Genomic DNA, 13,401 nt, shown 5'->3' with positions numbered 1-13,401 from the left:
ATGGTTGACTGGGATGATCTTGAATGTCGCGTTGCGCGTGAAGAAAGCCGTCATCAGGCAGGAATAGGCACTTGCTCACTGGCGTTACAGATAGGCTTCTTCTTTGATGGTATGAAGCGAAATATTAATGTGGATGAAGACAGCCAGCGTCTGACTAACGTAGGACGTTTGTTTCGTGCCCACTCTCTAAAAATAAAAGCAGACCTTACTTCTTCATACACGTATGCCAAAGTTTATATTCCTGGTTTAGCTACCCCCCTTGACGATACGCCATCCGAGAGACTGGACAGCATTCTGGACGCCAGACAGAAAGCGCTGCCTGAGGACTATGCCGATGCACTGGTTGAACAGGGTAAAGAAACGGCGGTCGATACCGTTAAGGGCGTTTTCAAAGGGGACTGGAGTCAGGTTCTCTCCAATAAGCTAGATGACCTGCGGACCATGAAGAGCGGCCTCGATGCCGTGGCGTCGACTGCCAAAAAGGCGGTGACCCGCGCGTTGCTCGAAGCCGCCGAGCCAATTCGGGATAACCCGATCGTGGCCGAGTTGATGATGACTGGGGTCGATGCGCGGGTAGATTTGGCTAAAAACAAGTTCAAAGAAAGCATTGCACTGAGTAAAAAGGAGAACCAACTGCCCATCAAACTGATCCAGATTTCGGTGTTCGGTGCCGATCTGGGGGCGGCGTTAGCCCGACGCTTTATCGACGAGTTACTGGCGTCGGTCTGTACCAAAGTAGGGAGCGAGTATCGCTACGAAGACAGCAAGGTTGAGGTGATCTTTGCTGGCCTGTTCGACTGCACACGCCGCAGCTCGCTGGACATGGGGGATACCGTGGCAACCGTCTCTGACGGGGCGGGGCTCGTTGCCCGGCACCCTGTTGTTGGTATGATCACCACGGCTTTTGGTGCGAAAGTGATTGAGTTCGACAAGCCCCTCCACCCCGCAGTAAAAAGTGCCTTGCACCTGATAGCGGCACATGAACGACGAGAATCCCGTCCTCTGTTACCTCTGGGGCCGCTCAAATCAGGCTGGCGAGAAGTGCTCTGCCCTGGCATCAGTGAAGACGTGACGGGAGGACTGCTACCCAACGAACAGCGCCCCAGCGCCGAGCTGTGTCGGGTGCCGTTGCGACAGATGTTTGAAACGGCGCGCAGGGCACAGGTGCCTTTCCCCAATTTTCTCACTCTTGATGCTAAAAACCCACGAGTAGCCCAATATTTCATCATGCAGGATAGCCGGCTGGGCTACTCGGCGAAGGCATACAGTGAGTTCTACAGCAAATGGGTGGGGCAAATGAACCCGACCCCGGAAGCGTTCGAACTGCACATGATCCACTATTGCGTCTGGCTGGGGGAAAAACTGCATGATTACAAACTACTTCGCCAAAACGCCAAAGGAAGTGAGCGGGATAAACTCAACGCGCAGTGGGGCTGGTTGATACAGGTCGGACGCGATGCGGAGAACGTGTTGAGAAGCCGGGGGCTGCGCCGGCAGATGTACCAAGGGGCCAATTTGGTGAAGTTTTTTGATGAAACTAAGCGAGTGCCGCGTGAGGCGGATATTTTCTTCAATTATTTTATGCACGACTTTGCGTCAGAGGAACTCAAGTTCGCTACGCTGAACGATCAGGCGGGTACCATGCTGAGGAACAATAACTTCTTCGTCCCACGTGGAATAGAGGTATTGGCTGCCGATGACGAGGCCGCTGCATGATGGTTGCAGCAAGTCTGACTATTCAGTTAAAAGAACTAATCAACTAAAAGGACTAAAAAATGGGTAACGCTGTTAAAATAGGCGATAGCGACACGGGGCACGGTAGCCATCCGCCTACACCTGTTGCTTCAGGCTCATCAACGGTTAAGGTTGACGGCCTGCCGTTGGCTCGACAAGGCGATCCTTTGGTTCCCCATGGTCATGCGCGGAGTATTAGCAGCGGTTCATCCAGCGTACTCGTTGAAGGTAAACCTGCGGCGCGCACGGGTGATGCAGTGAGCTGCGGTGGCGTGTTGATTGGCGGGGGAACGGTCACCATTGGGTGATGGCTTTGCCGCGTCCGTGCGGCGTATCCTGAGGTTCCTGGAAATATTTGGGGTTGTCGTTACTTCAACGCTGCCTGAAATATCCCGTCTTTCACGTCTTGTGGCGTGACCACACCAGTATCGAGTACCCAGCCGCTGATTAATTCGGCGGGAGTGACGTCAAACGCTGGGTTGTAGACTGCCGCGTTCTGCGGAGCCCACTGGCAGTGGCCGAAGCTGCCGGAAACGCCGGTGACTTCGGTGGCAGCGCGCTGTTCGATAGGGATGGCTCGACCGTCCGGGCACGCGGGATCGTGCGTGGTGTGCGGTGCTGCGACGTAAAATGGAATCCGGTGATAGTGCGCCAGTACCGCGAGGCTGTAAGTGCCGATCTTATTGGCGACGTCGCCGTTGGCAGCAATACGGTCTGCGCCGACCCAAATCGCATCCACCTGACCCTGCGCCATCAGGCTGGCGGCCATCGAATCACAGATTAGCTGATAAGGAATGCCTAACTCACCCAGCTCCCAGGTCGTGAGGCGTCCGCCTTGCAAGAGCGGGCGCGTTTCATCGACCCACACCTGTGCGACTTTTCCCTGCTGATGTGCGCGCAGCAGCACGCCGATGGCGGTGCCGATGCCTGCCGTTGCCAGCCCGCCGGTGTTACAGTGGGTCAGCAAGCGGCTATTGGGCTTCACCAGCGCAGCGCCATGATCGGCAATGCGTTCACACAGAGCGCGATCTTCTTCTACCAACCGCAGGGCTTCCTGCACCAGCGCATCGACAAACTGCGGCTGTGCCAACGCCAGCTTCATGCGATCCAAATTGTTCATCAGGTTCACAGCGGTAGGGCGCGATGCTCTAAGCGTTTCCAGCGCCTGCGCCAGTTCGGCCTGCGATAACCCTTTCTCCGCCAGTAGCGCGAGTAGCAGGCTGGCGGACAGGCCAATCAGCGGCGCGCCGCGTACCCGTAGGGTCTGAATATGCTCAACCAGTGAGGCGACATCCGGGCAAGGGCTCCAGCGTTTTTCTTGCGGTAGCGCCTGCTGGTCGAGGATCCACAGTTGGTTATCGACGATTTTCAGGCTGGTTGTGTTAAGTGTCTGCATAGGTCGTTAAATCCATGTTGCATCGATATTCTTATTCTGCCAAGATGCCTGATAGATGTATAGACGTCCGAACGTTTTTATGTCCGTATCTTTGGTTTTAGAATCGTTTTGATTGCGGAAACAGTTTTGATTGCAGAATAGCGAGGGGTTGGAATGTCACTTTACCGCACTTTTACGGCGGATGACGCTGTTGAATATGCCCGCCAATACGGTGGTGTCAGTCAGCCGCAAACGCTGGTAGCCGCAGAAGAGATCGGCGATGGCAATCTGAATCTGGTGTTTAAAATTAAAGATGAAACGGGCGTTAGTCGAGTGATCGTCAAACAAGCGCTGCCCTACGTGCGCTGCGTCGGGGAATCTTGGCCGCTGACGCTTGACCGCGCCCGCATTGAAGCCGAAACGTTGCTGACGCATGCGCAGTTTTGTCCGCAGCATACCGTGACCGTGCTACATCACGACCCCGAACTGGCGGTGATGGTGCAGGAAGATCTCTCCGATCATCGTATCTGGCGCAGCGAGCTGGTTAACGGCGCGGATTATCCGCAGGCGGCGGCACAGTTGGGAGAATATCTGGCACAGACGTTATTCCACACCTCTGATTTTCATCAACATCCGCATGAGAAGAAGGCTGCGGTAAGCCAGTTCACTAACCCCGAACTGTGTCAGATTACCGAAGATCTTTTCTTTACCGATCCCTATATCGACCATGAAAGAAACCAGTTTGACGCTGCGCTGACACCGGATGTGCAGGCGTTGCGTGACGATCGGGCACTGAAACTGGCGGTTGCCGGACTGAAGCATGGCTTACTGAGCAAAGCCGAGGCGCTGCTACACGGCGATATCCACAGTGGATCGATCTTTGTGGCAGAAGGGCGTTTAAAAGCGATTGATGCTGAATTCGGTTTCTACGGGCCGATTGGTTTTGATGTCGGCACGGCAATTGGCAATCTGCTGCTGAATTATTGTGGCCTGCCGGGGCTGTTAGCACCGCGCGAGGCGGCGGCGGGGCGTGAACGACGTCTGGAAGATATCCGCACGCTGTGGCAGACCTTTTCCGCCCGTTTTCTGGCATTGAGCGAAAGCGAAAGCCGCGATCCGGCGCTGGCGGAATCGGGTTATGCCGCGCTGTTTTTACAGCAGGTGTGGTGGGATGCCGTTGGCTACTGCGGCACCGAACTGATTCGCCGCACGATTGGGCTGGCGCACGTCGCCGATCTGGACGGCATTCAGGAGACGGAAGCGCGTTTAGCGTGCCAGCGTCATGCTCTTTCGCTGGGCAGAACGCTGGTGCTGGCGGCTCCGCATATTGCGGATGTGGATGCGCTGCTGGCGCGAGTACGGCAGAGCGGTGCCTAGTCGTCGTTAGCCACGCTATTTTATAATCGCTCCCGTCATCGAATCTGATGGGAGCGGCAAACCGATTATTTCTTCCCTTTATTCATCATCGCCTGCAAATTCGCGAAAGGATTATGGGTGGCAACCCCGACATCCTTCTGCGCATCTTCACCTGCAACGACGGTCGAACCGTACATATCCGCATCGGTATATTTCGAATGCTCATGGTCGTGGCAGTAGAGGCACAGCATTTCCCAGTTACTACCATCTTCCGGATTATTGCTGTGATCGTGATCGATGTGGTGAACGGTTAATTCACGCAGGTTGGAATAGACGAATTCGCGTGAACAGCGACCACATACCCACGGGAAAAGTTTGAGCGCTTTTTCGCGGTAGCCGCTTTCAAGTCTGGCGTAGTTCTTGGGGATGTAAGCCATGTGTCGGGTTTCATTCAGGGAAAGATGATGTGGATTTTACAACTGATGTGCCTTTAAAGGAAAGAACAGGCCGGTATAACCAGTCTGAGTTTACTGACAAAGCTTGTTGAGCGGTGATAATGGATAGATCGTAAAGACGCTGCGAGTACATCCCTGTAAGCTCGGATTGCGCCATCCCTGGCGCAAACGCTTTACTCTTCTATTCCATTACCACCGTTCCTATTTCGCAAATAAGGCTGTTTATGCTGCTTCAGTTTTTCTTTCCGGTTGCGGTACGGGCGCGGGCTTGTTGGCGGCCAGTGCATCGAATGCGAAGTCATCCACGTTGATTGAACGTAAGCGGCTGGCTTCGGCTTTGGTCAGAATATCCGCTTCTTCTGCGGTAATTTGACCTTCTACCAGCGCCTGCTCTGCCAACTGATCCAATCGCATGAACGGCAGCGGTTTGTCGCTGGCCTTCGACAGGCGTTGGTAAATCGGCTCGGCGGCCATGATATCCAACAGCGCCTCTTCCAGCAGCCCGACAGGGTTGTGCTCGCTGGCAACCAGATATTGACCGCGTCCCAGACGGCTGCGCGTTTCTGACGGCGTTTGTAGAATCTTCGCGACCTCATGATCGAGGCGGTCAGACGGCGCAGCACAGCGCAGACCCAGCGGGAAGATGATGAACGTCAGTAGTCCTGCAACGGCACGATTCGGGAAGTTGCGCAGCAGATCGTCCAGCGCCTGCTCGGCCTGATGCAGACTGTCCTGCACGCCCCAGTGGACCAGCGGTAAATCCGCTTTCTGACGCCCTTCGTCCTCATAGCGTTTCAGCGTCGCGGAAGCTAAATAGAGCTGGCTGAGAATATCCCCCAGACGCGCAGAGATACGCTCGCGACGTTTTAGGCTACCGCCCAATACCGCCATCGATACATCCGCCAGCAGTGCCAGATTCGCGCTGAGTCGGTTGAGCTGCTGATAGTAGCGACGTGTTTTGTCGTTCACTGGCGCACTGCTCAGGCGGCCGTTGGTCAACCCAAGCCAGAAGCTGCGCACTGTGTTGCTGCCGACGTGGCCGATGTGACCCACCAGCGAGCGGTCAAAGCGTGATACGTCGTTCTCTTGCGCGGCTGCCATCTCTTCCAGCACATAAGGGTGACAGCGGATAGCGCCTTGCCCGAAGATAATCATGCTGCGCGTCAGGATATTCGCCCCTTCCACGGTAATCGCAATCGGTGCGCCTTGATAGCTGCGCGCCAGGAAGTTGGACGGGCCAAGACAGATGCCTTTACCGCCGGCGATATCCATCGCATCCATCACGCTGCGCTGACCACGGTGGGTACAGTGATATTTGACGATAGCGGAGAGCACCGCCGGTTTTTCACCCTGCATGATGCCGCTGGTAATCAGCGTTGCGGCGGCATCCATCACGTAAGCGTTACCCGCGATGCGTGCCAGCGGCTCTTCGATGCCTTCCATCTTACCGATGGAGATTTTGAACTGGCGGCGAATGTGCGCGTAAGCACCGATGCCGAGGGCTATCGACTTCAGCCCGCCGGTAGAGTTAGACGGCAGCGTAATACCGCGTCCGACAGACAGGCACTCCATCAGCATACGCCAGCCCTGACCGGCCATCTTCGCGCCGCCGATGATGTAATCCAGCGGAACAAAAATGTTCTCACCCTGCGTCGGGCCATTCTGGAACGGCACGTTCAGTGGGAAATGGCGGCGGCCGATTTTAACGCCGTCGGTGTCCGTCGGAATCAATGCACAGGTAATGCCTACGTCGTCTTGATCGCCTAACAGATGGTCGGGATCGTACAGCTTAAAGGCCAGCCCCAACACGGTGGCGACGGGGGCGAGTGTGATATAGCGTTTATTCCAGGTCAGGCGCATGCCCAAAACCTGTTCGCCGTGCCAGTTGCCGTAGCAGACAATGCCAGTATCGGGAATTGAGCCTGCATCGGAACCCGCTTCCGGGCTGGTCAGCGCAAAGCAGGGGACTTCCTGACCGCGTGCCAGACGTGGCAGGTAGTGATCTTTTTGCGCTTCTGTCCCGTAATGTTGCAGCAGTTCGCCGGGACCGAGTGAATTAGGCACACCGACGGTGATCGCCACAATGCTGGAGACGCCCGCCAGTTTTTGCAGTACCTGCGCCTGTGCATAGGCCGAGAATTCCAACCCGCCGTACTGCTTCTTGATGATCATGGCGAAGAAGCGATGTTCTTTTAAATATTCCCACAGTTCTGGCGGGATATCGGCGCGTTCGTGGGTGATTTCAAAGTCGTTTGCCATCCGGCAGGCTTCAGCAACCGGCCCGTCGATAAATGCCTGCTCTTCGGCGGTCAGTTGCGGACGCGGGTAGTTATGCAGCTTTTTCCAATCCGGCGCGCCGCGAAACAGGTCGCCTTCCCACCAGGTTGTCCCAGCATCAATCGCTTCTTTTTCCGTATTCGACATCGGCGGCATGACCTTCTGGAACATGCGCAGCGCGGAAGCGGAAACCAGCTTTTGACGCAGAGAGGGAACTGTAATCGGAATCAGCAGAATCACGAGCGGAATCATCAGCCAGACGGGCCACAGCAACATGGCGGACATGGCCGCGAAGTAGGCCAGCAGGATGGCGCTGCCGAGCAGCAGACTGAGCCGATGGTAAAACATCGCTCCGATGATAATCAGTAGAAGGAGGATACTGACAGCAACCATAACGTGTCTCCAGCATTGTGATCGAATTGAGGACTTTCACCTTTCCACTAAGCGTTGCGTGGCAGTGGAAAGCGAGAACCGTGTCATCAGTGAAATAAGGCGTAGTAGGTCAATATCGTAAGAGGTCTGACCTGTTGCTTATATTCGTTGTAGTTTATCTGATTATTTTTATCAATTCGTTTACATCATAATTACAACTCACTTCACAAACCGAGCGGCAGTCGTGCGTTTTCTGACGGGCATCAGCGATCCTCTCAATCCCGTGATTACGCGCTTCTCGCTGTTGGTACGATCCGCTACACTGCTGAACAGAAAAGAATGTTGTCACCAGACAAAATGAGAGGATTCCATGTATCAGGATTTAATCCGTAGTGAACTGAAAGAAGCAGCAGAAACACTGAATAATTTCTTGAGTGATGATGCGAACATTCAATCGATTCAAAATGCTGCGGTACTGCTGGCTAACGCGTTTAAAGCGGGCGGTAAAGTGATCTCCTGCGGTAACGGTGGTTCACACTGTGATGCCATGCACTTTGCCGAAGAGTTGACGGGCCGCTACCGCGAGAACCGTCCGGGCTATCCGGCCATTGCGATTTCCGATCCGAGCCACCTGTCCTGCGTCAGCAACGATTTTGGCTATGACTTTGTCTTCTCTCGCTATGTCGAATCGCTGGGGCGTGAAGGCGATGTGCTGCTGGGGATTTCCACTTCGGGCAACTCCGGCAACATTATTAAAGCCATTGCCGCAGCAAAAGCGAAAGGCATGAAGGTCATTACGCTGACCGGGAAAGACGGCGGTAAAATGGCGGGTTCAGCCGACGTGGAAATTCGTGTTCCGCACTTTGGCTATGCCGACCGTATTCAGGAAATCCATATCAAAGCGATTCACATCCTGATTCAACTGATTGAAAAAGAGATGGCGGATCAGTAAGCCGCTTAATACGCTCTAAAAGGGCAAGAAGGGAAGGGTAGAAAGTCAGATGTGTGAACTGCTGGGGATGAGCGCGAATGTGCCGACGGATATCTGCTTTAGCTTTACCGGGCTGATACAGCGCGGTGGGAAAACCGGACCGCATCGGGATGGCTGGGGCATTACCTTTTATGAAGGGAACGGCTGTCGTACGTTCAAAGATCCGCTGCCAAGCTATAACTCGCCGATTGCGCGATTGGTACAGGATTACCCTATCAAATCGTGTGCAGTGGTTTCACACATCCGACAGGCGAATCGCGGTGCGGTGTCGCTGGAAAATACCCATCCCTTTACGCGCGAGCTGTGGGGGCGGAACTGGACGTACGCCCACAACGGCCAGCTGAAAGGCTACAACACCCTGAAGACGGGCATGTTTCGCCCTGTTGGTCAGACGGACAGCGAATTTGCTTTCTGCTGGCTACTGTCCCAACTGGCTGAACGCTACCCGCGTACGCCGGGCAACTGGCCAGCGGTATTCCGCTATATCGCCAAACAGGCGGATGTCTTGCGGGAGAAAGGTGTGTTTAACATGCTGCTGTCGGACGGGCGCTTTGTGATGGGGTATTGCTCAACCAAACTCTACTGGATCACTCGCCGCGCGCCGTTTGGCAAAGCGACGCTGTTGGATCAGGATGTGGAGATTGATTTTCAGCAGCAGACGACACCCAATGATGTCGTCACCGTGCTGGCGACGCAGCCGCTAACGGGCAACGAAACCTGGCATCAGATTATGCCAGGTGAATTCGTTCTATTTTGTTTCGGCGAGCGCATACTTTAAGGTCGGCTGGCTAGTCATCAACGGTGGGTTAACGACATATTGTCCGTTAAACACCGTGACGGCCGGCGGCTGATTGTGCTGATTAAAATAGGTATACCCCGGCTGAAGCTGTTTCCAGAAGCTGGCGTAGGTGGAATTGCGGTGGCGCTGCATGTTCTGTTCCGTCATACGGAACGGGTAGATGGCGATATCAATCTTCGCCTGCCCGTTGCGTAACGCCGCTTCGGCATAGCGATAAATCTCATCCATATAGGTGTTGGTCATGGCATAGCAGCCAACCGACACACATTCCCCGTGGATCATCAAATAGCGACCAGAATATCCCTGTGATTTATCATAGTCGTTGGGGAAGCCGATATTGATCGCGCGGTAATATTGGCTGTCTGGCTTGAGCTGACGCAGGTCAACCTGATAGAAACCTTCCGGACTTTTTAAATCGCCTTCAACGCGTTTTGGTCCTAATCCGCCTGAATATTTACAGATGGGGTATTGTTCCAATAAACGGTATTCGTTACCGACTTTCGCATAAAGTTCGAATATTCGCTCTTCTTTAAAGATCTGAATATAGATCGGAGAGCCTAATAATTGCTGTTTTAATTCTTTTGCTATCGGCGCTAGCGGCGGTGCGGTTTCGCTGGCGGCGCTGGTAACAACAAGAGAAGGCAAAAAAAACAACATCGCAAACGACAGCGCGATTTTTTGCATTATGATTCCTGATAATAAAATTGCTGTGCTATACCCGTCATACTTCAAGTTGCATGTGCGTTGGCTACGTTCACTCACCCGAATCACTTACTGGAGTAAGCTCATCGGGATTCCCTCGCTTGCCGCCTTCCTGAAACTTGAATTATTTAGGGTATATACGCGGTATCCCCGCTACGCTTTCAGTGTGCTCGGCGAGAAGGCGTTGGAACAACCGTTATCGGTATATATTTCGTCGGCGAATAGGTAACGACGAAAACGAAATCACATTATCATTGGTTTCATATTAATCAAGCGTTGAAAAGCGCTAAAAAATAACATTTACAAAAAACGACCCGAAAGGATGCGGGCCGTCCAATGTGAGATCGTTTTGAGGTCGTTAATTGCGGGGAAAGTGCGTCAGGCGCGGGTGGCTTCTATCATCATAATGTCGGTGACAAAGGAACCGTCTGCCTGTACGTCAAAATGCTGTACCACCTCGTCCGGCAGCGTTTTTTGCAGTTCACGAATCGCGATAGCGAAATGTTCTGGCGTGCGCATACGTGCGATCCAACTGCTGAACTCCAGCGTCAGCCTGTCGCTGGTGACGTTACGCACGATAAACCCAGCGTCGGTAAAGAAGCTCAGCCATTCACCCGGCGCGTAATTGCGTACGTGTGAGGTATCGCGCAGCTTCTCTACCGTTTGCAAATAGCTGTCCAGCAGCGGATGACCGGGCGAAACGACATCCATCATGATCACGCGCCCACCCGGTTTCAGGACGCGCCGCATTTCACGTAACGCCTGTCCAACATCATGCCAGTGGTGCGCAGAGTAGCGGCTGATGATGATATCTGCGCTGCTATCCTCGAACGGTAAAGACTCGGCTACGCCTTGCTGAACGCGGATGTTATTCAGTCCTTTTTCTGCGGCAGCCTGACTCACCACGTCCAGCATTTGGGAAGACAGGTCGTAGGCGACAACCTCCGCGACGGCCTGTGCAGCAACGAAGCTAGCGTGTCCGGCACCGCAGCCGAGGTCGATCACGCGCGCCTGCGGGAAAGGCGCTAATAAAGCAGCCAGTTGGGTTAAATCTTTGCCCTGCGCATGCACCGCGCTGGTCAGGTAGTTCTGCGCCTGTGAGCCGAACTGGTGTTCGACGCGATCATTATGGTTCTGTTTTTCTTCCATCATTGCTCTCGCTTTATCTGAATTGCTTTCGTTTCATCATGGGTTAAACGGCGGCGCGCCAGCCACTAAAGAAGACGTCGGTCTGAGAACTCTATCCTTGGTCTAAGAACACTATAGTGAGGGAAAAATACGGGTACAATATGAGCATTTATACGGGTATAAAATACTCCCTGTTTGATTAACACCTCTTTCACTCATGTTGTTGTCGTCTCGAGCTCGCCTTGACGAGCAGGATGAAAAGGGCACCTGACTATGTCTGCACATTCGTTTATACCTGCCAATTCTCTGAGCGGTCCAAAGGCACTGGGGGCTTTCTTACGGGTGCTGCGTGAGCGGACTACGCCGGAAATGGTCGGCCTGCCAGCCTCCGGGCGGCGGCGCACCAGTGGGCTACGTCGCGAAGAGCTGGCGCAAATCGCCCGAATCAGCACCACCTGGTATACCTGGCTTGAGCAAGGGCGCGATGTGTCCGCTTCGGCATCGGCGCTGCTCCGCGTGTCGCAGGCGTTAAAACTGGAACCCGCAGAGCATGATTATCTTTTTAGCCTTGCTGGCGTGAAGGATCCTCTGAAGCAGAGTAGGGCAACATCGCCGGATGCGCAGGTTGCCGCCAGCCTGCACCACATCACTTGTCCTGCGTACCTTCTGGATGGCAGTTGGAATATGCTGGCGTGGAATGCGCCGTCGGAACAGCTGTTTGCCGGATGGCTGGGACACGATCCCGAGCCGAACCTGCTGCGTTTCATGTTCTTGAATCCGCTGGCCCGATCGCTGGTGGTCAACTGGCCGGAACGAGCGAAGCGGGTGGTGGCGGAGTTCCGTGCAGAATCAAGCCATTACGCACCGACTGACGCCGTTCGGCAAATCGTGATGTCGCTGTGTGAAGAAAGCCGTGAATTCAATCTCTGGTGGTCACAGCAGGCGGTAACCGCGCGTGAAGGCGGCGAGCGACGTTTCCACCATCCTTCACTTGGCGATATTGCCTATCATCAACAGACTTTCCATCCTGCCGTGCAGAGCGAATTTAAGCTTGTTATGCTGATCGCCCAGTAAACGCGGCAGACATCGCGCAGCTTGTCTATACTGGCTTTGATCTGTATATTTATACAGTGTTGTCAGAGGGCCAGTATGCGCAAAATCATTCATGTTGATATGGACTGCTTCTACGCAGCAATTGAGATGCGTGATAACCCGCGCCTGCGCGATATTCCTCTGGCGATAGGGGGGAGCGCCGATCGTCGTGGCGTCATCAGCACCGCTAACTATCCTGCCCGACGCTACGGCGTCCGCAGCGCGATGGCGACGGCAACCGCTTTGCGCCTGTGTCCACACCTCACTTTGTTGCCGGGGCGCATGGAGGTGTATAAGTCCACCTCGCGCCAAATCCGCGAGATCTTCTCCCGCTACACGTCGCTGATCGAACCGCTTTCTCTGGATGAAGCCTATCTGGATGTCACCGATAGCCCGCACTGCAACGGCTCGGCGACGCGCATCGCCGAAGAAATCCGTCGAACCATCGCGGATGAACTGAATCTGACCGCCTCGGCGGGGATTGCACCGATCAAGTTTCTGTCGAAGATCGCGTCTGAGTTAAATAAGCCGAATGGACAATATGTGATTACACCCGAGCAGGTGGATGATTTCCTGTTGGCGCTGCCGCTGGAGAAAATCCCCGGCGTCGGGAAAGTGACGGCGAAACGGCTGGAAGAGCGTGGCCTGCACACCTGCGCGGATGTGCGGGTGTATGCGCTGGCGGATCTGCTTAAAGAGTTCGGCAAGTTTGGCCGCGTGCTGTGGGAGCGATGTCAGGGGATTGATGAGCGACGGATTTCACCCGATCGGCTGAGGAAGTCGGTCGGCGTGGAGAAGACGCTGGCGCAGGATATTCACGACTGGGAACAGTGTGAAAACCTGATCGAACAGCTTTATGAGGAGCTGGAAGTCCGCCTGAAACGGGTGAAGCCCGATCTGCATATTGCGCGTCAGGGCGTCAAACTCAAGTTTGATGATTTTCAGCAAACGACGCAGGAGCATGTGTGGCCGGTGCTGAATAAACAGGATCTGTTGAAGATCGCGCAACAAACCTGGCAGGAGCGGCGTAAATCCAGAGGCGTCCGGCTGGTTGGGCTACATGTGACGCTGCTCGACCCGCAAATTGAGCGACAGCTGGTGTTTGATTGGGGGTAAGACT

At 54.4% G+C, this 13,401-nt stretch carries 12 protein-coding genes; 7 read left to right on the top strand and 5 right to left on the bottom strand.

Annotation, left to right across the window (positions count from 1 at the left end; all coding sequences use genetic code 11):
* The gene (locus tag HP572_RS15000; protein ID WP_240583628.1) at window positions 1-1,716 is read left to right on the top strand and encodes a DUF2235 domain-containing protein; all 1,716 of its coding nucleotides are present in this window, start codon (window positions 1-3) and stop codon (window positions 1,714-1,716) included.
* Window positions 1,717-1,775: 59 nt separating this feature from the next.
* Entirely contained in the window at window positions 1,776-2,042 is a 267-nt protein-coding gene (locus HP572_RS14995; RefSeq protein WP_240583627.1) for a type VI secretion system PAAR protein, read from the top strand.
* 59 nt (window positions 2,043-2,101) lie between these two features.
* On the opposite strand, the gene mtnA is transcribed toward HP572_RS14995, so the two are convergent.
* Entirely contained in the window at window positions 2,102-3,130 is a 1,029-nt protein-coding gene (mtnA, locus tag HP572_RS14990) for an S-methyl-5-thioribose-1-phosphate isomerase (RefSeq protein ID WP_240583626.1), read from the bottom strand.
* A 153-nt stretch (window positions 3,131-3,283) separates the two neighbouring features.
* Here mtnA and mtnK point away from each other — a divergent pair, with 153 nt between their 5' ends.
* Window positions 3,284-4,486 (top strand): S-methyl-5-thioribose kinase, encoded by a 1,203-nt coding sequence (gene mtnK, locus HP572_RS14985; protein ID WP_240583625.1) that lies wholly within the window; start codon window positions 3,284-3,286, stop codon window positions 4,484-4,486.
* Between the two features lie 65 nt (window positions 4,487-4,551).
* On the opposite strand, the gene yajD is transcribed toward mtnK, so the two are convergent.
* On the bottom strand, window positions 4,552-4,902 hold the full coding sequence (yajD, locus tag HP572_RS14980) for an HNH nuclease YajD (protein ID WP_010282592.1): 351 nt from the start codon (window positions 4,900-4,902) through the stop codon (window positions 4,552-4,554).
* 240 nt (window positions 4,903-5,142) lie between these two features.
* Window positions 5,143-7,590, bottom strand: coding sequence for an acyl-CoA dehydrogenase FadE (fadE, locus tag HP572_RS14975; protein ID WP_240583624.1), 2,448 nt, complete (start codon window positions 7,588-7,590; stop codon window positions 5,143-5,145).
* A gap of 349 nt (window positions 7,591-7,939) precedes the next feature.
* On the opposite strand from fadE, the gene lpcA reads away from it, so the two are divergent.
* Both lpcA and HP572_RS14965 read left to right on the top strand, forming a co-directional pair.
* Window positions 7,940-8,521, top strand: coding sequence for a D-sedoheptulose 7-phosphate isomerase (gene lpcA / locus HP572_RS14970; RefSeq protein WP_005975726.1), 582 nt, complete (start codon window positions 7,940-7,942; stop codon window positions 8,519-8,521).
* 49 nt (window positions 8,522-8,570) lie between these two features.
* Window positions 8,571-9,338: a class II glutamine amidotransferase gene (locus HP572_RS14965; RefSeq protein ID WP_039361094.1), complete on the top strand. Its 768-nt coding sequence runs from the start codon at window positions 8,571-8,573 to the stop codon at window positions 9,336-9,338.
* Here HP572_RS14965 and dpaA read toward each other — a convergent pair.
* Window positions 9,309-10,043 carry a peptidoglycan meso-diaminopimelic acid protein amidase gene (dpaA, locus tag HP572_RS14960; RefSeq protein ID WP_039495133.1) on the bottom strand — a complete coding sequence of 245 codons (735 nt, stop codon included), beginning with the start codon at window positions 10,041-10,043 and terminating at the stop codon, window positions 9,309-9,311. The two genes, HP572_RS14965 and dpaA, sit on opposite strands and share 30 nt — an antisense overlap.
* 396 nt (window positions 10,044-10,439) lie before the next feature.
* Complete coding sequence (locus HP572_RS14955; protein ID WP_240585765.1) at window positions 10,440-11,210, bottom strand: class I SAM-dependent methyltransferase; 771 nt, start codon at window positions 11,208-11,210, stop codon at window positions 10,440-10,442.
* A 252-nt stretch (window positions 11,211-11,462) separates the two neighbouring features.
* Between HP572_RS14955 and HP572_RS14950 the strand changes: the two genes are divergently transcribed.
* Both HP572_RS14950 and dinB read left to right on the top strand, forming a co-directional pair.
* On the top strand, window positions 11,463-12,263 hold the full coding sequence (locus HP572_RS14950) for a helix-turn-helix transcriptional regulator (RefSeq protein ID WP_240583623.1): 801 nt from the start codon (window positions 11,463-11,465) through the stop codon (window positions 12,261-12,263).
* A gap of 75 nt (window positions 12,264-12,338) precedes the next feature.
* Window positions 12,339-13,397, top strand: a complete 1,059-nt coding sequence (dinB, locus tag HP572_RS14945) for a DNA polymerase IV (protein ID WP_240583622.1) — start codon at window positions 12,339-12,341, stop codon at window positions 13,395-13,397.
* Window positions 13,398-13,401: the final 4 nt, after the last annotated feature.

The sequence above is a fragment of the Pectobacterium sp. PL64 genome (genome assembly GCF_022477975.1).
Taxonomy (GTDB): Bacteria; Pseudomonadota; Gammaproteobacteria; order Enterobacterales; family Enterobacteriaceae; genus Pectobacterium; species Pectobacterium jejuense.
Note: the sequence above shows the minus strand (reverse complement) of the source record. Positions and strands in the feature narration are given on the sequence as shown.

Bases quoted from the DNA above. Each gene is read 5' to 3' on its own strand.
- HP572_RS15000 (WP_240583628.1), top strand. From the start codon at position 1: ATGGTTGACTGGGATGATCTTGAATGTCGCGTTGCGCGTGAAGAAAGC.
- HP572_RS14995 (WP_240583627.1), top strand. From the start codon at position 1,776: ATGGGTAACGCTGTTAAAATAGGCGATAGCGACACGGGGCACGGTAGC.
- mtnA (WP_240583626.1), bottom strand. From the start codon at position 3,130: ATGCAGACACTTAACACAACCAGCCTGAAAATCGTCGATAACCAACTG.
- mtnK (WP_240583625.1), top strand. From the start codon at position 3,284: ATGTCACTTTACCGCACTTTTACGGCGGATGACGCTGTTGAATATGCC.
- yajD (WP_010282592.1), bottom strand. From the start codon at position 4,902: ATGGCTTACATCCCCAAGAACTACGCCAGACTTGAAAGCGGCTACCGC.
- fadE (WP_240583624.1), bottom strand. From the start codon at position 7,590: ATGGTTGCTGTCAGTATCCTCCTTCTACTGATTATCATCGGAGCGATG.
- lpcA (WP_005975726.1), top strand. From the start codon at position 7,940: ATGTATCAGGATTTAATCCGTAGTGAACTGAAAGAAGCAGCAGAAACA.
- HP572_RS14965 (WP_039361094.1), top strand. From the start codon at position 8,571: ATGTGTGAACTGCTGGGGATGAGCGCGAATGTGCCGACGGATATCTGC.
- dpaA (WP_039495133.1), bottom strand. From the start codon at position 10,043: ATGCAAAAAATCGCGCTGTCGTTTGCGATGTTGTTTTTTTTGCCTTCT.
- HP572_RS14955 (WP_240585765.1), bottom strand. From the start codon at position 11,210: ATGGAAGAAAAACAGAACCATAATGATCGCGTCGAACACCAGTTCGGC.
- HP572_RS14950 (WP_240583623.1), top strand. From the start codon at position 11,463: ATGTCTGCACATTCGTTTATACCTGCCAATTCTCTGAGCGGTCCAAAG.
- dinB (WP_240583622.1), top strand. From the start codon at position 12,339: ATGCGCAAAATCATTCATGTTGATATGGACTGCTTCTACGCAGCAATT.